The organism is Pseudomonas sp. PLMAX, from assembly GCF_046042685.1.
Taxonomy (GTDB): Bacteria; Pseudomonadota; Gammaproteobacteria; order Pseudomonadales; family Pseudomonadaceae; genus Aquipseudomonas; species Aquipseudomonas putida_AE.
Genome location: NZ_CP064949.1, coordinates 2271556 through 2293087 on the forward strand (window position 1 = coordinate 2271556; position 21532 = coordinate 2293087).

At 59.0% G+C, this 21532-nt stretch carries 16 protein-coding genes and 1 pseudogene; 10 read left to right on the forward strand and 7 right to left on the reverse strand.

Annotated elements, in window-relative coordinates; translation table 11 throughout:
• Positions 1-68: 68 nt before the first annotated feature.
• Positions 69-1988: a tyrosine-protein phosphatase gene (locus DKB71_RS10460; protein ID WP_408600304.1), complete on the forward strand. Its 1920-nt coding sequence runs from the start codon at positions 69-71 to the stop codon at positions 1986-1988.
• A gap of 45 nt (positions 1989-2033) precedes the next feature.
• Here DKB71_RS10460 and DKB71_RS10465 read toward each other — a convergent pair whose 3' ends face one another.
• Complete coding sequence (locus DKB71_RS10465; RefSeq protein ID WP_408601078.1) at positions 2034-2975, reverse strand: helix-turn-helix transcriptional regulator; 942 nt, start codon at positions 2973-2975, stop codon at positions 2034-2036.
• Between the two features lie 261 nt (positions 2976-3236).
• On the opposite strand from DKB71_RS10465, the gene DKB71_RS10470 reads away from it, so the two are divergent.
• Positions 3237-4451 carry an aldose 1-epimerase family protein gene (locus tag DKB71_RS10470; protein WP_408600305.1) on the forward strand — a complete coding sequence of 405 codons (1215 nt, stop codon included), beginning with the start codon at positions 3237-3239 and terminating at the stop codon, positions 4449-4451.
• Between the two features lie 4 nt (positions 4452-4455).
• Here the strand turns inward: DKB71_RS10470 and DKB71_RS10475 are convergent.
• Positions 4456-4566: pseudogene (locus tag DKB71_RS10475) on the reverse strand (hypothetical protein); the annotation flags it as partial.
• 253 nt (positions 4567-4819) lie between these two features.
• Between DKB71_RS10475 and DKB71_RS10480 the strand changes: the two are divergent.
• The 7 genes from DKB71_RS10480 (at position 4820) to hydA (ending at position 11676) form a co-directional block, all read left to right on the forward strand.
• Positions 4820-5596: a transporter substrate-binding domain-containing protein gene (locus DKB71_RS10480; protein WP_274076402.1), complete on the forward strand. Its 777-nt coding sequence runs from the start codon at positions 4820-4822 to the stop codon at positions 5594-5596.
• A 64-nt stretch (positions 5597-5660) separates the two neighbouring features.
• Positions 5661-6338: an amino acid ABC transporter permease gene (locus tag DKB71_RS10485; RefSeq protein ID WP_027923846.1), complete on the forward strand. Its 678-nt coding sequence runs from the start codon at positions 5661-5663 to the stop codon at positions 6336-6338.
• Entirely contained in the window at positions 6335-7069 is a 735-nt protein-coding gene (locus DKB71_RS10490) for an amino acid ABC transporter ATP-binding protein (RefSeq protein ID WP_274076403.1), read from the forward strand. The genes DKB71_RS10485 and DKB71_RS10490 overlap by 4 nt, the downstream gene beginning before the upstream one ends.
• A gap of 20 nt (positions 7070-7089) precedes the next feature.
• Positions 7090-8325, forward strand: coding sequence for a cysteine desulfurase-like protein (locus DKB71_RS10495; protein WP_408600306.1), 1236 nt, complete (start codon positions 7090-7092; stop codon positions 8323-8325).
• Positions 8326-8361: 36 nt separating this feature from the next.
• The gene (locus DKB71_RS10500; protein ID WP_274076405.1) at positions 8362-9231 is read left to right on the forward strand and encodes a MurR/RpiR family transcriptional regulator; all 870 of its coding nucleotides are present in this window, start codon (positions 8362-8364) and stop codon (positions 9229-9231) included.
• A 54-nt stretch (positions 9232-9285) separates the two neighbouring features.
• Positions 9286-10182, forward strand: a complete 897-nt coding sequence (locus DKB71_RS10505; RefSeq protein WP_274076406.1) for an allantoinase PuuE — start codon at positions 9286-9288, stop codon at positions 10180-10182.
• Positions 10183-10239: 57 nt separating this feature from the next.
• Positions 10240-11676: a dihydropyrimidinase gene (gene hydA, locus DKB71_RS10510; protein ID WP_408600307.1), complete on the forward strand. Its 1437-nt coding sequence runs from the start codon at positions 10240-10242 to the stop codon at positions 11674-11676.
• Positions 11677-11726: 50 nt separating this feature from the next.
• Here the strand turns inward: hydA and DKB71_RS10515 are convergent, their stop codons facing one another.
• From DKB71_RS10515 to DKB71_RS10525, 3 genes are all read right to left on the reverse strand, one after another.
• Positions 11727-12104: a c-type cytochrome gene (locus DKB71_RS10515; RefSeq protein ID WP_323607696.1), complete on the reverse strand. Its 378-nt coding sequence runs from the start codon at positions 12102-12104 to the stop codon at positions 11727-11729.
• A 324-nt stretch (positions 12105-12428) separates the two neighbouring features.
• Positions 12429-12815: a cupin domain-containing protein gene (locus DKB71_RS10520; RefSeq protein WP_406591125.1), complete on the reverse strand. Its 387-nt coding sequence runs from the start codon at positions 12813-12815 to the stop codon at positions 12429-12431.
• Between the two features lie 72 nt (positions 12816-12887).
• The gene (locus DKB71_RS10525; protein WP_408600308.1) at positions 12888-13712 is read right to left on the reverse strand and encodes an AraC family transcriptional regulator; all 825 of its coding nucleotides are present in this window, start codon (positions 13710-13712) and stop codon (positions 12888-12890) included.
• Positions 13713-13970: 258 nt separating this feature from the next.
• Between DKB71_RS10525 and DKB71_RS10530 the strand changes: the two genes are divergently transcribed.
• Positions 13971-15476 (forward strand): diguanylate cyclase, encoded by a 1506-nt coding sequence (locus DKB71_RS10530; RefSeq protein WP_408600309.1) that lies wholly within the window; start codon positions 13971-13973, stop codon positions 15474-15476.
• Positions 15477-17298: 1822 nt separating this feature from the next.
• Here the strand turns inward: DKB71_RS10530 and DKB71_RS10535 are convergent.
• Complete coding sequence (locus DKB71_RS10535; protein WP_274078160.1) at positions 17299-18357, reverse strand: IS110 family transposase; 1059 nt, start codon at positions 18355-18357, stop codon at positions 17299-17301.
• A 612-nt stretch (positions 18358-18969) separates the two neighbouring features.
• Positions 18970-21090, reverse strand: coding sequence for a TonB-dependent siderophore receptor (locus tag DKB71_RS10540; RefSeq protein WP_408601079.1), 2121 nt, complete (start codon positions 21088-21090; stop codon positions 18970-18972).
• Positions 21091-21532 lie beyond the last annotated feature (442 nt).

A 21532-nucleotide genomic window follows, 5' to 3' on the forward strand; every position in this document is an offset into this window, starting at 1 on the left:
CTGTCATATTCGGTATTACTTCATTACAGATAGTAGCCAGCCCATCGCTTGATCAATGAGGCTGAACTGTGTTTCCACGTCTTCTGTGTTCGCTGTCCGTTTTGACTCTGTCCATCGCCACCGCCCAAGCCGCCGAGACTAACGTCCTCGAGACTCCCCACCTGCGCAGCATTGACAACTTCCGTGATCTCGCGGGGGTTACCACCGCCTACTCCACGGCCCGGGATGGCACGATGCGCAGCGGGGTGTTCTATCGTTCCAACGCGCTGACCCCGTCTGCCGCGGATCTGGCTACGCTGAACTCCTTGGGCATCAAGGCCGTCTACGACCTGCGCACCCCCAGTGAGATTGCCGGCACACCCGACACGATGCTCACCGGGGCGAGCTACGAAAACATCGACATCATCGGCAGCACCACATCCGGTTCGAACATCACCACGGTCTCGTTCAAGAGTGCAGCCGATGCCATCGCGATGATGGAGCAGACCAACCGGGCGTTTGTCAGTGACGCCGGGATGCGCAGCCAGTTCACCAGGCTGTTCAATGAACTGGCCAGTGTCGACGGTGCCGCGTTGTTCCATTGCACCGCCGGCAAGGACCGAACCGGTTGGACCGCCGCCGTGTTGCTGAGCATTGCCGGGGTCGACAGTGCCACCATCATGAGTAATTACCTGGCCACCAACGACTACACCGCCGCGCGCGTAGCGGCGACCCTGGCGAGTATGCCACCGGCGATGGCGGCCATTTATGCGCCGCTGCTCGGCGTCGAGGCCAGCTACTTGCAAGCCGGCCTGGACGAGGTGACCGCGCAGTACGGCAGCATGGACAACTACCTCAAGCAAGGCCTGGGTCTGTCCCAGGAGACGATCTATGTGCTGCGCGGCAAGATGGTCTACTTCAACAGTCTGCCCGGCCAGGCGGGTCTGCTTGGCAACGCCGCCGCCGGCGCGCAGCTTTTGCAACAGCTGCAGAACAGCAGCCTCTCGGGCACTTACAGCGACTACAACTACTATCTGCAGTCGGCCATCGATGCGGGCGACCTGGCGGGCGTCCAGTCCACGGTCGGCGGTCAGGTGCACGCCGACGCGGCGAGTTACCTGCTGCGTCGGGGCGCGATGATCGACCAGGCGGCTGCGCCGTTTGCCAGTGGCACGGACCTCAAGGTCGGCCAGTACCGCTTGTGGTCCACCGCATTGGCGGGCTACCTGGGCACCGATGGTTCGTCCCAAGCCTCCAGCAGCAACGAGCACAGCCAAGGCATGATGGTCGGCCTGACCCAGCGCTTCTCCGAACAACTGAGCGCCCATGCCGGCTTCGGCTACAGCAAGGGCAACGTCGGCGGCGCGGGTGGCGAGGCGGATACCGACTTCAGCTTTTTCAGCATGGGCGCACGCTTCGCGCCGGACGGTCTGGAACGCGGGTTGTTCATCGACGCCGACGCCAGCGCCGGCTACATCGACTACGACAGCAAGCGCGACCTCGGCGGCGGCCTCGGCACCGCCAAGGGCGAAAGCCATGGCAATCTCACTGGAGCAACCCTGGCATTGGGCTACCGTGTGCCGGTCAGCGGCGTGACGCTCGAGCCGAGCCTCGGCGTGCGCGTCAGCCATCTGAACTTGTCGGGTTTCCAGGAGAAAGGCAGTGAGCTGGCCCTCGACGTCGACAGCATTGACGAAACTCGCCGCAGTGCCGTGGCCAACCTCAACGCTGCATTCGCCCCGATCGGCATGGGCGCCTGGCAACTGGTGCCGGGTGTCCAGGTGGGCTATGAGCATCTGCTCGGCGATCATCAGGTCGACAGCGAAGGGCACCTGCTGGGCCTGGATATCGAACAGCGCGCCGCGTTCGATAACCGCGACCAGTTCACCGCAGGGGTCAACCTCATGGCCAATCTCGGCGCGCTGAGCCTGGGTGCCGAAGTGGGTGCGAGCGGTGGCGGGGACAGCCACGGCTACAGCGGCGGGCTCAAGGCCAGTTATCTGTTCTAGGGAAACACTTCGGGTTCGGGCCGCTATCGTTTGGCGGCCGGAGCCTTAGTGCCGCGCTCGCGTGCGCAGTCCTGATTTCAGTTCTGCGGGGCTGATGCCATAGGCGCTCTGGAAATACTGGCAAAACCTGCCGACATTGCTGAAGCCCAATCGCAGCGCCACCTCAGTCACGGAAGGCGAATCGCGTTGGGCGAGCGCTTCGTGGGCGCGCTGCAAACGCACCTGCCGCTGGTACGCCACAATCGAGCTCCCCACGAATCGCCGGAAACCTTCCTGCAGTGCTCGCTGGCTGACATGGGTCAATCGGGCCAGATCCGTTCCGCTGAGCAGATGCTCGGGGTGCGCCTGAATGTGCTCAACCGCCAGCTTCACATGCCGTGGCGCGATCAACGGAGCAGGCTGCCTCAGGGCTTGGGTGAAATTATGCGGCCAGGATTCCAGCACCGCGTCCAACAACATCTCTCGCAGCCGCGATGGCATCAATGTTCCGGTGTTGATCAGCACATCGAACTCGGCGCCGGTGGCCAGATCGATCAATGCCTTGAGGCCCTGGAAAATCGAGACCTTCAAATCAACCACAGGCTCGAACACCAACCGTTCAACAATTGGCTTGCCCAATAGCGTCGACAGTCGTTCTGTGAGCATCGCACGCTTTATCGACATCCCGTGCTGCGCGTGATTGTCGATAAAACGCATCGAACGAATATCTGATTTGTCGATTGCCAGCCCGACCTGTGAATCACCTACCGACTCGCAGAGGTGATTGAAGATGATTTTGCCGGCGGTAGGAATGACGAAGGTGATTTCGTCCTGGGGATCGGGAAAGACCACCGAGAAGTCGCCACGGTAATGCATGCGGCGAAAGCTGACACCCTCGTGCCGGCCGTAGACGCCGCCGATGATGATGTTCGAGGGCAAGGGCGGAGTATCGGAATAGCGATTACCGAACATTTTCGCGAACAGCGCGCCGAAGTCATCGCTGCACATATCGTTGGACCTGAGGATGATTTGCTGGCGGGACGGAGTTGAGGACACCTTGGCTGGCACCTTGTAGTGAGGCTTTATGTCGGAGTGAAGTGCGCGAGAGCAGGGAGGGTAGCGTGCAGGGGTGACAGGTTTGTGACGGCCCGGTGCCCAGGGCAGACCTGAAAAAAAACGCGCTATTCCGAATTTATGTCGCTTTTTAAGCTTGCTGAAACGTTTCTTCAAGTCTATAAAAATGCCACAACTCCAAGAAAGGCTGCTGCCATGACCCCGCTCAAACTCTTTGTTGCCCTCAGCGCACTGTCCGCTGCCTCCCACGCCATGGCCTGGGATTACGTTCTGCTCGACACTGACAAAGCCGCCCAAAACTGGCAGATCACCAGCCAGCAACTCGGCGTAAAAACCGACAAACCCTTCAGCGTCACCCTGCGCACCTTGCATGGCGGGCGGCAGGAGGGCGTCAGCATCGTCGACATCGATAACGGCACGATGAAACTCTCGGTAGTGCCGACTCGCGGAATGAACGTCTTGCAGGCCTCGGTGGGCGATGTGAGGATGGGCTGGGATTCGCCAGTCAAGGAAGTGGTCAATCCGTCCTTCATCGAACTCAATGGCCGCGGTGGTCTGGGCTGGTTGGAAGGCTTCAATGAGCTGGTCACCCGCTGCGGATACGAATGGGTCGGCCACCCCGGCGTCGACAACGGCGAACTGCTGACCCTGCACGGCCGGGCCGCCAATATTCCTGCGAACAAAGTCACCCTGCACATCGATGAAAAACCACCGTACGCCATTACCCTGCGCGGCGAACTCAAGGAGCAGGCGTTCAAGAAGGTCGACTTCTCCGTCGCGACCGAACTGGTCACCGAACCCGGCAGCGTAGTGTTCGCCCTCAACGACACCCTGACCAACAACGGTGACTATCCGAAGGAATACCAGGCGCTGTATCACAGTAACTTCAGCACCCCGTTCCTGGAGCAGGGCGCTCGTTTCGCCGCGCCGGTGAAACAGGTGTCGCCGTTCAACGACAAGGCCAAGGGTGATCTGCCCGACTGGCAAACCTACCGCGCACCGACCAAGGACTACGACGAAACGGTTTACAACGTGGTGCCGTATGCCGATGCCAAGGGCGATACGTTGACCGTGTTGCATGACAAGGCCGGCAGCCTGGGCGTATCGGTCGGCTTCAATACTCAGACACTGCCGGTGTTTTCCCTGTGGAAAAACACCGATACCCAAGGCCAGGGCTATGTCACGGGGCTGGAGCCGGGGACAAGTTTTTCCTACAACCGCCGTTATCAGCGGCCACTGAACCTGGTACCCACAATCGGGCCGAAGGAACACAAGCAGTTCCGCATCAGCTACAGCTTGTTGGCGGATAAGGCGGCTGTGGATAAGGCCTTGAAGCAGGTGAGCGATATTCAGGGTGGGCGGGAGACTGAGGTGCGGCAGACGCCGTTGGTTGATCTGACCAAGGGGTAGGCATTGTCGGCCGACATTGCAGCCCCTCGGCCAAATGTTCGCGTCTGATCCCGTCGGCTTGTTCAAGGTCCGCCAGTGTACTCGCGACCTTGAGCAGTCGATCGGCTGCTCGCCAGCAGACGCTCATAAAGTCGAAACCCGTGAAGAGGCCTCCATCGAGGCATTCTCACACCACAGCTTTGGCGTCAGCCTTGATAGCTGATTCCCTTTGGACGTGGCGCTCAAGGCAAACTGAAAATGGTAGCGGAGTAAAAAATTCACTGACATACGGTATTGAAATAAATAATTCATTGATTTACTCTCGATCCCACGTTGTACGAGATCAACCGCTGTTAGCACCTAAAAAAAACAAACAATCGGGAGCAAACATGAAAGCGAAAGTGATGTTGGGATTGTTCATGACCGCTGCAGTTTCACTGCCAGCCTGGGCCGCGGACTGGACCGTAGGTGCTAACGTTGGCAACGTGCCCTGGGAGTTTCAGGATTCCAAAGGTGAGTTCGTCGGCTTCGAAGTCGATGTTGTAAAAGAGGTGGCCAAGCGCGCCGGAAAAAGCGTCGAGTTCGTCAATATTCCCTTCAACGGCCTGTTCAGTGCCGTGCAATCCAAACGTGTTGAAATCGCTATCTCTTCAATCACTATTACCCCTAAACGTTTGGAGTCGGTAGCCTTTGCGCAGCCTTACTTCGACAGCGACCAGTCGCTCACCGCACTGACCACTTCCAAGGTCAAGAGCCTGGCCGACATGAACGACAAGGTGGTGGGTGTCGACACTGGCTCTACCGGTGACATGTGGATCGGCCAACACAAGGACGAGTACAAGTTCGCCGATGTCTCGCGCTATGAAGGGCTATCGCCGGCCATGCTCGACCTGGCTTCCGGACGAATCGATGGCTACCTCAGCGACATCCCGGCGGTGCTCTACTACATCAAGGACAAACCGCAATATTCCATCGTGGCGCGTATTCCCACGGGTGAACGCTACTCGCTGATGCACGCCAAAGGTTGGGCGATGAGCGATCAGGTCAACGACATCATCAGCAAGATGAAAGAAGACGGCACCCTGGGGAAAATCCACAAACAGTGGTTCGGCGCCGACGCCAATCAAGACTCGAGCACCATGAAAGTGACCGCCGTCCTCAAGTAAGCCCTGCTGATGATGCATGTAAGTGGCGACGCCTGTTCGCCACTTGTATTGACCGAGGTATCCCATGGATCTTTTGCAGACATTCTTCAACTGGAACGTGCTCGTCGATTCGCTTCCGCTGATGATGCGCGGTTTGGGCGTGACCATTTTGCTTGGGGTGGTGAGCATTGCCCTGGGCCTGGTGGGCGGGCTATTGCTGGCATTGCTGCGGTTGTACTCCTACGCACCTGTTCGAGCGCTTGCACGTATCTACATCGATATCATGCGCTCCATTCCACTGCTGGTTTTACTGGTACTCATCTACTACGCGCTGCCTTTTGTCGGCATTCGTCTGTCGTCCTTTGCGGCCGCTGCCAGTGCGCTCTCGCTTGTCTCATGCGCCTACAGCGCGGAGATTTTTCGTTCGGGCATCGAGGCCATTCCCCGTGGCCAGTTCGAAGCATCGGCTTCTCAAGGCATGAGTTTCTTCAACACCATGCGCGACGTGGTTTTGCCGCAGGCTATCCGCATCGTGATGCCGCCCATGACCAGCAATTGCATCAACGTGATGAAAGACACGGCGCTCGCCTCAGTCGTAGCGATGCCTGACTTGCTGAAGCAGGCGACCCAGGCGCAGGCACTGGCAGCTAACCCGACACCGCTGGTTGGGGCAGCCTTGCTGTACCTCTTGCTGCTGCTGCCGCTGGTGCAGATGGTCAGCTGGGTTGAGCGTCGTAACGCCTCTGGAGGAAAAACCGCATGAGCACATTGATCGACATCGAGAAGCTCGACAAGTACTACGGCAATTTCAAAGCGTTGAGCGATATCAACCTGCAGGTTGAAGAAGGTGAAGTGGTGGTCATTCTTGGCCCGTCCGGCTCGGGTAAATCGACCTTGATCCGTTGCATCAACCTGCTTGAGAACTACCAGCAAGGCCATATCCGCGTGGCCGGCGAGCGTGTTGAAAACGGTCCGCGACTGGCCGCCATCCGCAGCGAAGTGGGTATGGTGTTTCAGAGCTTCAACCTCTATCCACACCTCACAGTTCTCGACAACGTATCACTGGCGCCGATCCGTGTTCGCGGGCTGAGCCGGCGTGATGCGCACGCCAGGGCCAAGGAGCTATTGGTGAAGGTCGGCATGGGCGATCACGCGCATAAATACCCGAGCCAATTGTCTGGCGGCCAACAGCAGCGTGTTGCCATTGCCCGCACCATGGCCATGGAACCTCGCGCAATCCTGTTCGACGAACCGACTTCGGCACTGGACCCGGAAATGGTCGGCGAAGTACTCGATGTCATGCAGAACCTTGCTCGCTCCGGCGTCACGATGGTCGTGGTGACTCACGAAATGGGCTTTGCCCGTCGGGTCGCCGACCGGGTGATCTTCATGGAAAGTGGCCGCATTGTTGAGCAGAACATCCCTGAACCGTTTTTTACCGCACCTAAGGAACCTCGTACAAAAGCGTTCCTTCAGGCCATCCTGCACCATTGAATCCGGCTGGAGAAAGTAGAGTGAATCCTCTCGATATCGATTATGTTCGCAAGCAGTTTCCAGGTCTGGCCGATGGTTATGCCTACATGGATAACGCCGGTGGTTCGATGGTACTGAACACGGTGGCCGAGCGGGTCTGTGATTACCTGCTGAACAACAGTGTGCAACTGGGTGCTTCCTACCAACCTTCCGTTGCCGCTGGCGAGCGAGTGATGCAGGCGCGCCACTCGGTCATGCAGTTGATCAACGCCGAGCACCCCGAAGAAGTGATCATGGGCGGCTCGACCACCCACTTGTTGCAAATTCTATGTCGCGCCATCGCCCCGTCAATCGTCCCAGGTGATGAAATCATCGTCACCAATTGCGATCATGAGGCCAACATCGGTCCATGGGTCAAGCTGTGCGAAAGCCGTGGTGCGACCTTGCGCGTGTGGAAGGTCAATCTCGACAGTTGTGAGCTGGAGCTGGATGACCTGCAGGTCTTGCTCAATGACAAAACCCGTTATGTGGCCATGACCCACACCTCGAATATTCTCGGCTCGGTCAATCCAGTCGCCGAAGTGGCGAGGCGTGTCCATGCGGTGGGCGCCAAGCTCTGCGTGGACGCTGTTGCTTATGCGCCACATCGTTTGGTGGATGTGCAGGCCAGCGGCGCCGACTTCTACGTCTACAGCTTCTATAAAACATTCGGCCCGCACTTTGCCGTGCTCTGGGGTCGTCGCTATCTGTTGCTGGAATTGCCGAGCCTTAACCACTTCTTTATCGGTCAGGATGTGGTGCCTTACAAATTGCAGCCGGGCAACGTCAACTACGAGTTGTCATTCGGTTGCATTGGCATTACCGACTATTTGCTCGACATCAGCACCCGGCTTGGAGCGCAAGGCAGCGAGCGCAAGTGCATGCAGGCTGCGTTCGATGCCTTCGAGGTGCAGGAGGATTTGCTCGCCGAGCGTCTGCTGGCATTCTTGCGCCAGCGCGAGGGCGTTCGGATCATCGGCAAAGCGAATACCCACAATCGAGTACCAACGATCAGTTTCGTGGTCGAGGGCGTTCAGTCAGAGGCTGTAGTGCGTAGGGTCGATGAGCACCGCATTGGCATTCGTTTTGGTGACTTCTATGCGCGGCGACTTATCGAAGCCCTTGGGCTAGGCCAGTTTGGCGGGGTAGTGCGGGTGTCGTTGGCGCATTACAACACGCTGGAAGAAGTCGACCGCCTCATCACTGCGCTGGATCAAGCAATCACTGCGTTGCGTTGACAGGCGCACACACTTCCAATTTTACGAGCCTTCACTATGGCCTTACCTGAAACCCTTGCAGAGCTGCGTGACTGTATAGCGGCCCAGCACGAACAACTGACCGGTCGTCTGCGCGATGCGGCCCGATTCCTGATCGACAACCCGCATGAGATCGCACTCAACACGGTGGCCGAACTGGGTAAGCGCTCGAGCATCGCGCCTTCCGCTTATATTCGGCTGGCCCAGGCCCTTGGCTTTGCAGGTTTCAAGGATTTGCAGCGGCTGTTCCGTGCACCGTTGCAACAGGCAGCCGACACTCACAGCGAGCGTATTCGGCACTACGGCGGTGAGACGTTGCTGGAGGACCCGAGTGACGTCGGCGGGATTCTGCGTGAGTTCAGCCAGGCCAATATCGTTTCCCTGGAACACCTGGCTGAAGGCGGCGAGCAGGCCAATATCGAAGCCGCCATCGCCCACCTGCAAGTCGCGCGCACGACGTTCGTCATCGGCATGCGCCGTGCCTTTCCGGTGGCGGCGTATCTGAGCTACGCATTGAGTCGTGTCGGCCGGCGAGCCGTGCACATCAGCGGTGCTGGCGGCACGTTGCCGGAGCAGGTCAGCGCCATTGCCGATGATGATTTGTTGATAGCCGTCAGCTTTCCGCCGTACGCCAAGGACACCGTCGAGGCTTGTCGTCAGGCGCGGGAAGCAGGCGTGACGCTGGTGGCGATCACTGACAGCGTTCTGAGCCCTATCGGGCAAATGGCCGATACGGTGATTGAGGTCAACGACGCCGAATTACTGGGCTTTCGCTCGCTCACCGCTTCGTTCTGTATTGCCCAAACCCTGGCCATGGGGCTGGCCTTCAGCGAGTGGCAATCGGACAGTACCTTCAACCATGACCGGCTGAAAGATATCGACTGCTAAGTCGCGACTTTCGCCACGCACTTATAAAACCCGTCACTTCAGGAGAATATCCCGATGGTTTCACCTGCACGCGATTTAGTGGGTTACGGTAGACAACGCCCACAAGGCACCTGGCCGAATGGCGCACGTTTGGCCATCAGTCTGGTGATCAACTACGAAGAAGGCTCCGAACGCTCGCTCGCCATGGGCGACCCGGACCAGGAATCCATGACCGAATGGGGCAGCTATTCAATACCCGACGGCACACGCAATCTGGCGATGGAATCGATGTACGAGTACGGTTCTCGCGTCGGGATCTGGCGAATCCTGGATATTCTCGACCAGCAATCGGTTCGCGCGACTTTTCATGCCTGCGCAGTGGCCTTTGAGCAGAACCCTGATGTTGCACGCGCTGCAGTTGCAGGTGGTCATGAAATTTGCAGTCACGGCTATCGCTGGGAGGAAGTGTTTCGCCTGACTGAAGAGCAAGAGCGTGAACACATGCGCCTGGCCATCGAATCATTCGAACGCACCTGCGGCAAGCGTCCCGTTGGCTGGTATTGCCGCTATGGCGCCAGCGTCAATACCCGTCGGCTGGTCGCTGAAGAGGGCGGTTTTCTCTACGACTCCGATGCCTACAACGACGATGTTCCCTACTTTGTCGAGGTCGAGGGCAAGCGTCACCTCGTGGTGCCTTATACCGCTGACGTGAACGATTTCCGCTACTGGAATTCTCCGGGGTTATCGCAGGCATCGGACTTTTTCGAATACATGAAAGAAAGCTTTGAGGTCCTTTACGAGGAGTCGGCTGAAGGGCCACGCATGATGTCGATCGGGCTGCATCCACGCATGGTGGGCCGTCCGGGGCGGGTCAGGGCGATCAAGCAATTCATCGAGTATGCCCGGCAACACGGCGGAGTCTGGTTTGCTACGCGCGAAGAAATCGCCCGTGCCTGGCTTGAACGAACTTGATTGAAGGCACGCGCCGCCTGACCGGCTGGGGCCGGTTACTTCTGCAAGAGGCCTGATATGCAATCTTTTGATACGGTGATTCGCAACGCCCGCGTGGTAACCGCCTCAGACACGTTCACCAGCGATATCGGTATTCGTGATGGGCGCATCGTCTCCCTTGGCCTGGACCTGCCGCAAGGTCACCAGGAAATCGACGCGGCAGGCCGGCATGTCACCCCCGGTGGCATCGACAGCCATGTGCACCTCGACCAGCCGACTGGCGACGGCTCGGTGATGGCCGATGACTTCTTCAGTGGCACGGTCTCGGCGGCCTGCGGCGGCACCACCACCGTCATCCCGTTCGCCTGCCAGCAGAAGGGCGAAAGCCTGCGCTCTGCCGTCGATGACTACCATCGCCGGGCGGGTAACAAGCCGGTGATCGATTATGCCTTCCACCTGATCGTCACCGACCCCACCCCGCAGGTGCTGCGTGAAGAACTGCCGGCCTTGATTGCCGAGGGCTATACCTCGTTCAAGATCTACATGACCTACGATGCGCTGAAGCTGGGCGACCGGGAGATTCTCGAGACGTTGTCGGTCGCGCGCCGCGAGGGCGCCATGGTGATGCTCCACGCCGAGAACAGCGATTGCATCGCCTGGCTTACCGAGCGACTACTGGCGGCCGGGCTGACCGCGCCGCGCTACCACAGCGCGTCGCGGCCGATGCTGGTGGAGCGCGAAGCGACCCATCGTGCCATCGCCCTTGCCGAGCTGGTGGACGTGCCGATCCTGATCGTGCATGTGTCGGGTCGCGAGGCCGTGGAGCAGATTCGCTGGGCCCAGAGCCAGGGGTTGAAGGTGTACGCCGAAACCTGCCCGCAGTACCTGTTCCTGACCGCCGACTCTCTGGGGTGTGACGACAGCTTCGAAGGAGCCAAGTGCATCTGCAGCCCGCCGCCGCGCGATGCGGCAAACCAGCAGGTGATCTGGGATGGCCTGGAGAACGGCTCGTTCGAGATTTTCTCGTCAGACCACGCACCCTTTCGCTTCGATGGCCCGAATGGCAAGAAGGCCCACGGAGAAGAGGTGTCGTTCGACCAGATCGCCAACGGCATTCCCGGTGTCGAAACCCGCATGGCGCTGCTCTGGTCCGAAGGCGTGCGCAGTGGGCGCATCACCGCGCAAAGCTTTGTCGCGCTGACCTCCACCAATGCCGCCAGGATGTATGGGTTGTATCCGCGCAAGGGCAGCATCGCCATTGGTGCCGATGCCGACCTGGTGATCTGGAACGAAGGTGAGTCGGTGCACCTGTGCAACGAAATGCTGCACCACAACGTCGATTACACGCCTTACGCCGGCATGACGCTCAGCGCCTGGCCGGCCATGACCCTGTCTCGCGGTGAGGTGGTCTGGGACGGCGCGCCGCGCGGTGAGGCGGGTCGCGGCCGGTTTCTGCCGTGCGAGCGCCCGGCGCCCGCGCAACTGCGCCGACGCAAGACTGAGTTGCAATGGTGAGTGCGGTCGCGCAGGTGGCCAGCCGAAGCCGTGGCGCGGCACTTTAAAGATCATCGTTTTTGTGAAATCACATCGCCCATGTATTGATTCAAATCGCGCAGATCCTTAACGCTCCATGCATGCGGCGATAGCTTTACACCATTCTCGCGCAAGGTTCTTGGAATCAAGTCGCCATTTGGGCGAAGTATTATCGAAGAGACAATCACGCCCGGATAATCATTCAATCGCTTTTTGAAAGCGGAGGTTGTCAGATCAGGCGTAGGCGGATTGCTTTTATTGGCCAGCGGGCCTGTTGCCTTGATATCTGTTCCGTGGCACATGCTGCATCGCTGTAGATAGAGATTTTTTCCATTGGCATTCTCCGCGAAGGCCAGTGAAGTTTGCGTCAGCGATAAAATTCCCAGCGAAGCGATGAATACTATTTTCATTGTTTTTATCTTCCTTGATGGGTTCAGCGTCGATTGGACGCGATTTGGTGCGCGGGAAAGATATCAGCCGTCGCGTCGGCACCCAAGCGCACTGATCGACCCTTGGCCGGGGTCGATCAGGGGAGTTTCTCAGAAACTCCAAGTGAGCATACCCGGGATGAAAGTCATTTCATGCCTGCTCTCAGGCCCCATTGTGTGTCCCGGCCCGAGCGGCCAATGGCGAGCGGGGCGTCAAGATGGCCAAGGCAACCGCCACGATGAAGAGCGCCGGCATGTCACCTGCCAGGTATCTGGATTTATCGTTTGTCTTGTGAACACGAATAATCAAATCCAGACGTCGTTCAAAGCCGTCCGCTCACCCCCTTCGTGCCCGGTATTCAGAACCCCTCGCGGCTCGATCATCATGATTTTCGCTTCTCCGTGCGCTGCTGTCCTGTGCTCCACGCCACGTGGCACGACATACAATTCGCCCGGGTGTACATGAATGCAGCCCTGCGGTAGATCGATGCGCAAAATGCCTTCGAGCACCAGGAATGCTTCATCAGTCTCCGGGTGCGAGTGCCAGACGAATTCGCCTTCGATTCGCACGACCTTGAATTGGTAGTCGTTCATTTCTGCGACGACCCTTGGGCTCCACTGTTGCTCGATCAGCGAAGCCTTTTGGGCCAGGTTCACAGGGTGTGATGCGCGTTGCTGAGTGAAGTCGGACATGACGGATCCTCTGTAGTTGAAGCCGTCAGCCTATCGAACCAAAAGCATGCAGCTCTTGTACGATCCTGCAAGTCAGCAGGTGGAACGCAAGCGTTCAAGCCAGCGCAAAGGCGACACGCCGTAGCTGCGAGTGAAGTGCCGGGTCATGTGGCTCTGATCGTGAAAGCCTGCGGCCAGGGCGGCATCGACCAGGGTGAAGCCATCGAGGATCAGCCGACGAAAACTGTCCAGGCGCCGAAGCGTGACAAAGCGGTAGGGACTGGTGCCGTACAGTGCCCGGAAGTCCCGTGACAGACTCCACTGTTCGCGTCCACTGGCCTGTTCCAGCATCTCCAGTGTAATGCCCTGGTGAAGGTGCTCCATGATGAACGCCCTCGCGCGCTCGGCCGAGCGGTAATCGAGGCGTTTGCGGCCGCGTGGCTTGCCACCGACCGCACGCAACGCCATCGCCAGGTCGTATAAGGCGTCCTGCTCCTCAAGAATTTCCAGAGGATGATCCAGTGCCTGCACGAAGGCTTCACTGGCGCGGTACAGACGCAGGTCGCATGACAGTCCGCCAGCAATGAAGGGCAACGGCTCACCGCCGAGAACGTTTTGAATAAGCGCCGGATCGATGTAGGCCATGCGGTAGCGAAAACCCGCATCAGTGCCCGCCATGCCGTCATGGACTTCGTCAGGGTGCAGCACAAGTGTGTTGCCCGGCACGCCGTGGCACAGCGCACCCTTGTAGTGAAAACTCTGCACGCCAGCGAGGGTGCGGCCGATCGAGTAGGTATCGTGGCGATGTGGGTCGTAGCCATGGCTGCCGAACCACGCTTCGATGCGCTCCACGCTGCCAGGTTGAGCGCTACGTATGACCCAATCCGAGGTGGCTGGCCGACCTGCTTTTCCTTTCATGATCAGACTTTTCCGCTGGTGCGTCATCTTGAAGGGTATACGGCATCTAACTTGCGGAACTATACCGCTGCCTCAGTTCAATTGTCCTTTGAGCGTTCGTTTCGTGTCGAAATCAGCTCCGTTGAGCAGTGCCTCATAATCACTTGCTGCAGCGTTTCACCTCTACTTGTATCCTTGTTCAAGGACGAATGGCTGCCGCTATCGGCTTGGCCCAATAGTCGCTGGAACGGAAAAGCGGACTTTCCATAAGGTAGTAACGTGAAGCGTGATACCCATCTTGTTGTGCTTTTGCTGTTGGTTATCGGTTGTTCCCTGGCGTCACTGACCGTCTGGAAGGTAGTGGCCTCTCGAGATAAAGCACTGGAGGAAGTGGATGTCCATGGCTTGAACCTTACCCAGGCGCTTGCCACTTACTCCGAAGGCATTGTCCGGCAAAGCTCGCTGCTGTTGCTCGGGCTGGTCGAACGCCTGGAAACCGAAGGCAGCGGCCCTGCGCAGATTGAGCGGCTCAGTGCATTGGTCGACCGCCAGGTGCCGCTGATGCCACAGCTCAGTGGTATCACGGTCTACGATGATCAGGGACGCTGGTTGATGTCTTCCAACCGGCCGATTCCAGCCGGGGCGAACAGCACTGATCGTGCCTATTTCATTCATCACCGCGACGATCCCTCCCGCGAGATCTTTATCGGTCCGCCCATCCAGAGCCGTACCAATCACGAATGGGTGATCACCGTCAGCCGTCGTTTCAATGATCCTCGCGGCGAGTTTGCCGGCGTAGTGGCGGTCACCCTGGGGGTGGAAAACTTCCTGCGCCTGTTTGGCAAGATCGACGTCGGGCAGGAGGGCGCTATCGGCTTGTCCTATACCGACGGTACGCTGCTGGTTCGTTATCCTTTTCGCGAACAGGACATGGGGCGCAACTTTTCCAGGTCCCCCATCTTCGCCAAGTACCTCGTCGATCGATCAGTCGGCACCGCGTCCTTTACCTCCAGCCTGGACGGCGTGGAGCGGCTTTACGCCTTTCGCAAGAGTGATCAGCTGCCGCTGGTCACGACCGTGGCACTCGGCAAGCACGAAGTCCTCGCCGCGTGGCGAACGGAGGCATTGCTGTCCGCGGTGGTGGTGACGGGGCTGCTGGGACTGACCGGTCTCATCGGTTGGTTCCTGATCCTGGATATCCGTCGGCGTACCCGGGCCGAGGATCAGTTGCGCGGGGCCCAGCAGCAGTTGCTCTCATCGAATCGGCAACTTGAGCTGATTGCGATGAAGGATGCCCTTACCGGTCTGGCCAATCGGCGCTGCTTCGATGAGAGCCTTGCCATGGAAGCCCGGCGAGCACAGCGTGAGGGAACGACGCTGGCATTGCTGATGATTGATATCGACTACTTCAAGCGCTTCAACGACTCGCTCGGGCATGTGGCTGGAGACGCCTGCCTGCAGACGGTTGGCAGGATTTTCGAGGCGTGCGTAAGGCGACCGTCCGATCTGGTGGCACGTTATGGCGGAGAGGAGATCGGCATCATCATGCCTGACACCGACAGTGACGGTGCCGCGGCGGTGGCGCAACTTATCCTCGACCGTTTGCAGCATGAGGATATAACGCACCACTCCAGCCCGTTCGGACGGCTGACGGTGAGCATCGGGATTGCTGCTGGCGCGGGTTCCCAGCTGGACCCTCTGCAAGGCTTGATCGAGGTGGCAGACCAGGCGCTGTATAACGCCAAGGCGCTGGGGCGTAACCGGTTTGTGAGGGGGGGAGGGTGACAGGTTAAGCGGGCGTCAGGCCGTTGCTCCCGTAGGAGCTGCCGTAGGCTGCGATCTTTTGATCTGGCTTTTAAAAGATCGCAGCCTCGTTGCACTTGGCAGCTCAGGTTTTGCGGGTGTATGTCGGGTTTGCGGCGCGACACACATCTGTAGGAGCCGGCTTGCTGGCGATGCGAGGGTGAAGCTGATGCCGTCTTTGCTGGCAAGCCAGCTCCTACAGATTTTGCGGGGGTATGTCGGGTTTGCGGTGCGACACACATCTGTAGGAGCCGGCTTGCTGGCGATGCGAGGGTGAAGCTGCTGCCGTCTTCGCTGGCAAGCCAGCTCCTACAGGTTTTGCGGGTGTATGTCGGGTTTGCGGCGCGACACACATCTGTCGGAGCCGGCTTGCTGGCGATGCGAGGGTGAAGCTGCTGCCGCCTTCGCTGGCAAGCCAGCTCCTACAGGTTTTGCGGGGTATGTCGGGTTTGCGGCGCGACACACATCTGTAGGAGCCGGCTTGCTGGCGATGCGAGGGTGAAGCTGATGCCGTCTTCGCTGGCAAGCCAGCTCCTACAGGTTTTGCGGGTGTATGTCGGGTTTGCGGTGCGACACACATCTGTCGGAGCCGGCTTGCTGGCGATGCGAGGGTGAAGCTGATGCCGCCATCGCTGGCAAGCCAGCTCCTACAGGTTTTGCGGGTGTATGTCGGGTTTGCGGCGCGACACACATCTGTAGGAGCCGGCTTGCTGGCGATGCGAGGGTGAAGCTGATGCCGTCTTCGCTGGCAAGCCAGCTCCTACAGGTTTTGCGGGGGTATGTCGGGTTTCGGTGCGACACATATCTGTAGGAGCCGGCTTGCTGGCGATGCGAGGGTGAAGCTGCTGCCGCCATCGCTGGCAAGCCAGCTCCTACAGGTTTTGCGGGTGTATGTCGGGTTTGCGGCGCGACACACATCTGTCGGAGCCGGCTTGCTGGCGATGCGAGGGTGAAGCTGCTGCCGTCTTCGCTGGCAAGCCAGCTCCTACAGGTTTTGCGGGGTATGTCGGGTTTGCGGTGCGACACACATCTGTCGGAGCCGGCTTGCTGGCGATGCGAGGGTGAAGCTGCTGCCGTCTTCGCTGGCCAGCCAGCTCCTACAGGTTTTGCGGGTGTATGTCGGGTTTGCGGTGCGACACACATCTGTCGGAGCCGGCTTGCTGGCGATGCGATGGTGAAGCTGCTGCCGCCATCGCTGGCAAGCCAGCTCCTACAGGTTTTGCGGGGGTATGTCGGGATTGCGGTGCGACACACATCTGTCGGAGCCGGCTTGCTGGCGATGCGAGGGTGAAGCTGATGCCGTCTTCGCTGGCCAGCCAGCTCCTACAGGTTTTGCGGGTGTATGTCGGGATTGCGGTGCGACACACATCTGTCGGAGCCGGCTTGCTGGCGATGCGAGGGTGAAGCTGATGCCGTCTTCGCTGGCCAGCCAGCTCCTACAGGTTTTGCGGGTGTATGTCGGGTTTGCGGTGCGACACACATCTGTAGGAGCCGGCTTGCTGGCGATGCGATGGTGAAGCTGCTGCCGCCATCGCTGGCAAGCCAGCTCCTATGTATGGACTCGCCCCCACTGTCTACCCGCTTTTAAAAAACCGTCGCCCCGTTGCATCTATGTATAAGGCCTATTCGTGGAAGCCGTCTTCGGCTTCTGGCCAAAATTGGAAAAGCTCGTGGTATGCCGATTACATTCAGGCCTCGAAGGCCAGTAGGAGCTTAGGCATCAATCCACGCCGGTCTTACCTGGGGTCAATTTTTTTCAGCAAAGGGTCGGACAGTTGGTACCTCGGTGGCAGAACTCTGTCGCTCAGTGGCTCATCGTTGCCTGCTGGCCATCTCCGGCGTGGCGACGATAAGTCTGGTCATTCTGTAGAAGCACCCAGACGATTCGCAGGTTGCGGTTGGCTAGCCTGATCGCAGCTTCCTTACGACCCAACCGGCTCATCCAGTGCAACAAGCGGCGGTCATCGGGTTGCTGGGAATCAGGTCGTAGTTGTTGCAGCACCGCGTGGGCTCCTTGGATCATCAGGCTGCGTAAATAAGCATCACCTCGCTTGGTCATGTCCCCCAGCCGGATCTTTTCCCCGCTGCTGTGCTGGTCAGGCACCATGCCAAAGTACGCGGCAAACTTGCGGGCATTGGGAAATCGCTCAGGCTTGGTTTCCTTGGCCACCAGGGCCGTGGCGGTGACTGGTCCGATGCCGCGCACAGTCATCAGTCGCTTCGCCGTCATGTCGGCGTTGGCGGCCACTTCCAGGCGTCCCGTCAGTACGCTGATGCGCTCGCCCAAATGGCGCCACTCGGCCAGCAGTTCGTCGATCAGTTCACGCAGCAGGGCCGGCACCGGCTGGGTAGCATCTTCCAGCACCCGCGGAATTTTCTGGCTGATCGCAACATCGCCTTGCGCCAAGGCGACACCGTGCTCGAGCAGCAGGCCGCGCATCTGATTACTGACGGCCGTGCGCCGACGCACATAGCCCTGACGGGCGCGATGCAACGCCTGCATGGCCAGCGCCGCGACGCTTTTGACCGGTACTGCGCAGATTTTTTCATCGCGACCAGCCCGCAGAATCGCCAACGCATCGTTGCGATCATTTTTTGGCCCGCTGCGATGTTTGGCCACCAAACCGGCTGGAAGAATTCGCGCCGAATTACCTTGGTCTTGCAGTTGCCGGGCCCAGGCTTGAGCACCCGGACCGGTCTCCATCAAAACCACAACATGAGGCGGCAACTTTTGGAGAAACTCATAGAACGCCTCGCGCGACTTGATCCGTTGCTCGAAGCGCACCTGGCCGAGAACATCTTCACCGGCGACCTGAAAAACCTGCTTGGCCAGATCGACCGCCAAGGTTGTGCAGGCCGACAAATCGGTAGAAGACAGGGATTGATCAATCGAACTATGCTTTTTCATGGACTCGCCCTCGCTGTCGTTGGCTGTTTAGACTGCCACCGTGGCGCATTGACGCCTCGGCTGGGGCGAGTCCATCCAATTACAGGTTTTGCGGGTGTATGTCGGGATTGCGGTGCGACACACATCTGTAGGAGCCGGCTTGCTGGCGATGCGAGGGTGAAGCTGCTGCCGTCTTCGCTGGCAAGCCAGCTCCTACAGGTTTTGCGGGGTATGTCGGGTTTGCGGTGCGACACACATCTGTAGGAGCCGGCTTGCTGGCGATGCGATGGTGAAGCTGCTGCCGTCTTCGCTGGCAAGCCAGCTCCTACAGGTTTTGCGAGTGTATGTCGGGTTTGCGGCGCGACACACATCTGTCGGAGCCGGCTTGCTGGCGATGCGAGGGTGAAGCTGATGCCGTCTTCGCTGGCAAGCCAGCTCCTACAGGTTTTGCGGGTGTATGTCGGGTTTGCGGCGCGACACACATCTGTAGGAGCCGGCTTGCTGGCGATGCGATGGTGAAGCTGATGCCGCCATCGCTGCGATACGGCGACCGACAAGCCAGCTCGAATCAAAGCTGGTATTGGCAAATCAGAAACTGTATTTGGCCGTCAGCATGTAGTTTCTCGGATTACCGTAGGTATCGGTGGAGCCCCAGGTCACGTCGTAGCCAATGGCCGAGTAATACGTGCGGTCAAAGATGTTGTTGGCATTGAGTTGCAGGTCCAGGTGCTTGTTGACCTCATAACCGGCCATCAGGTCAGTCACCGCATAGCTGCCTTGTTCAATGCGATAGCTGCCGTCGGTGAGTGCCACATCGTTGTACATGCGGCTCTGCCAGTAGAGGTTGCCACCGACGCGAAGCTTCTCGAGCGGGCCTTGCAGGCGGTAGACGGTCGAGAGTTTGAACAGATTCTCAGGTTGATCCGGAGTGAAGCGCTGGTTGTTGTTCGCCGGATCCGAATCCTTCTTGTAGCGGGCACGGGTATAGGTGTAGCCGGCGCCCACTTGCCAGTTCGGGGACAGGGCACCCTGCAATTCCAGATCAAGCCCTTGGCTGCGTACCAGGCCGGAGGATTCATAACAGGTCATTTCCGGGCAGCCCGCCTGATTGTCGGCGACGCTGGCGCGGTTCTTCTGATCAATCTGGAACACGGCCAGGCTGGCGTTCAGGGCACCGTCGAAGTACTCGCCCTTGATGCCGAGTTCGTAGTTTTCACCCACGATAGGGTCAAGCACCTTGCCGGAAATATCCTTTGAGGTCTGCGGGGTGAAGATGTCGGTATAACTGGCGTAGACCGAGTAGTTGTCATTGAGTCGATAGATCAGGCCCGCGTAGCGCGTGACGTTGCGGGTGACTTTGTAGTCGCCTTCTCCCGTCCGGTTGTCATAGTCATACCAGTCCAGTCGCCCCCCGAGGATCAAGGTCAGCGGGTCGGCAAGGCTCAGCCGCGTGGTCAGGTAGACGCCGTCCTGGCTGGTGACTTCGTGGCTGTCGCCGCTGTGCACGAAATCCGGTTTAGGCGCGCCAATGGGCCACGACAGCGCATAGGGACTGTACTCGCGGGTTTGCAGATTGACTTCGCGTCTGCTCGCACCCACCACCAGTTCATGGGTACGACCGAAGGCTTCGAAGGGGCCGCTGGCGAACCCGTCGAACGCCGTCTGGTCTTCCTCGGGTTTCGACTGGTAGGCCGTGGTGGCGAGCGGGCCCGAGTAGCGCGACAGATACGTGCCGGAGAACACGGCATCCTGCCAGGATTTGGTGGCCGCCAGGTTCAGGCCCCAGCCATTGTCGAAGCGATGCTTGACCTCACCGTACAGGGTGTTGATTTCCTGTTTCTTGTTTTCCCAATCGGTGCCCGGGTAGGTGGAGCGTGGCAAATCCAGATGGTGGCCGTCAGTACCGATAGGAAGGCCGCCCCAGAAGAAGTTCGTCTGGTCTTCCTGACGGGAAAAGCTCAGGGTCGCGGTGGTGTCATCGCTCAGGTCGGCCTCACCGATCGCATAGAACAAGCCGTGATTGGATTCTTCCTTGTCGCGAAAACTGTTCGCATCCTGATAGGTGCCTACCACGCGACCACGCAGAGTGCCGTTTTCGTTCAGCGGGCCGGAAGCGTCAATCTGTCCACGATAGTCATCCCAACTGCCAGCCGCGCCGGTCAAGGTTACTTGCGGGGTCGCGGTCGGGCGTTTGCGAACCATGTTGATGGCCGCCGATGGATTGCCGCTGCCGGTGACCAGGCCTGTCGCGCCACGAATGATCTCGACCCGGTCGAACATCGCCAGGTTTGGCTGCACACCGACGTTCCATCCTGTGTACGAACTGGGCAGGCCGTCGTACATGATGTTGTCGATGTCGAAACCGCGCGAACTGTAGGTCTGTCGGCCAGGGCCACTCGACTGATTGAGGAACAGCCCCGGAGTTGCCTTGACGACATCGTTGACGCTGGTCATCGCCTGATCGTCCATGCGCTGGCGTGTGATCACTGTCACTGCCTGTGGGGTTTCTCGCATGGACAGCGGCAGCTTGGTAGCGGTCGACATTTCACCCGTGGTGTACGAGCCCGTGCCCTCGGTGGTTTGACCCAACTGGTCGGCGCTGACGTTCACTGCGCCAAGCGTCAAGACCTGCTGATCGCTGGATGGCTCATCGGATGCTGCAGTGGTGGTCGCTTCTTGTGCGACTACAAAAGGCGAGGCGCTTGCCAGGGCGACGGCAACGGCGAGAGGGCGGGGCCAAAAAAGTTGCACGCAGAATTCTCCTTACAAAAGGGATTGCAGTTCGTTGAGCAGGAAGTGGAATTTCAGCAGCGGCGGGTGAGCCGTTTTGCGCTACAAGGCGGAGGTGGGGCTTGCACAAAAGCTGATGAGATTACTTGTGATAATCATTCTCAATAGTGTGCCAGATTGGATCCTGGGAAAAAAGCCCTGCTTACCAATTGGTTAACGAAATTTTCACATTCGCAGGGTTTGTCGCAGGGGGGCGACGAGGTCCAAGACGTTATCTACAGGGGCGTGCGTCCTCATCTGTAGGAACTGCCGGAGGCTGCGATCTTTTGATCTGGCTTTTTAAAAGATCGCAGCCTCGTTGCACTCGACAGCTCCTACAGGAGGGAATGCGTATTCACCGGAAGACGGGGAAAGTACGCGG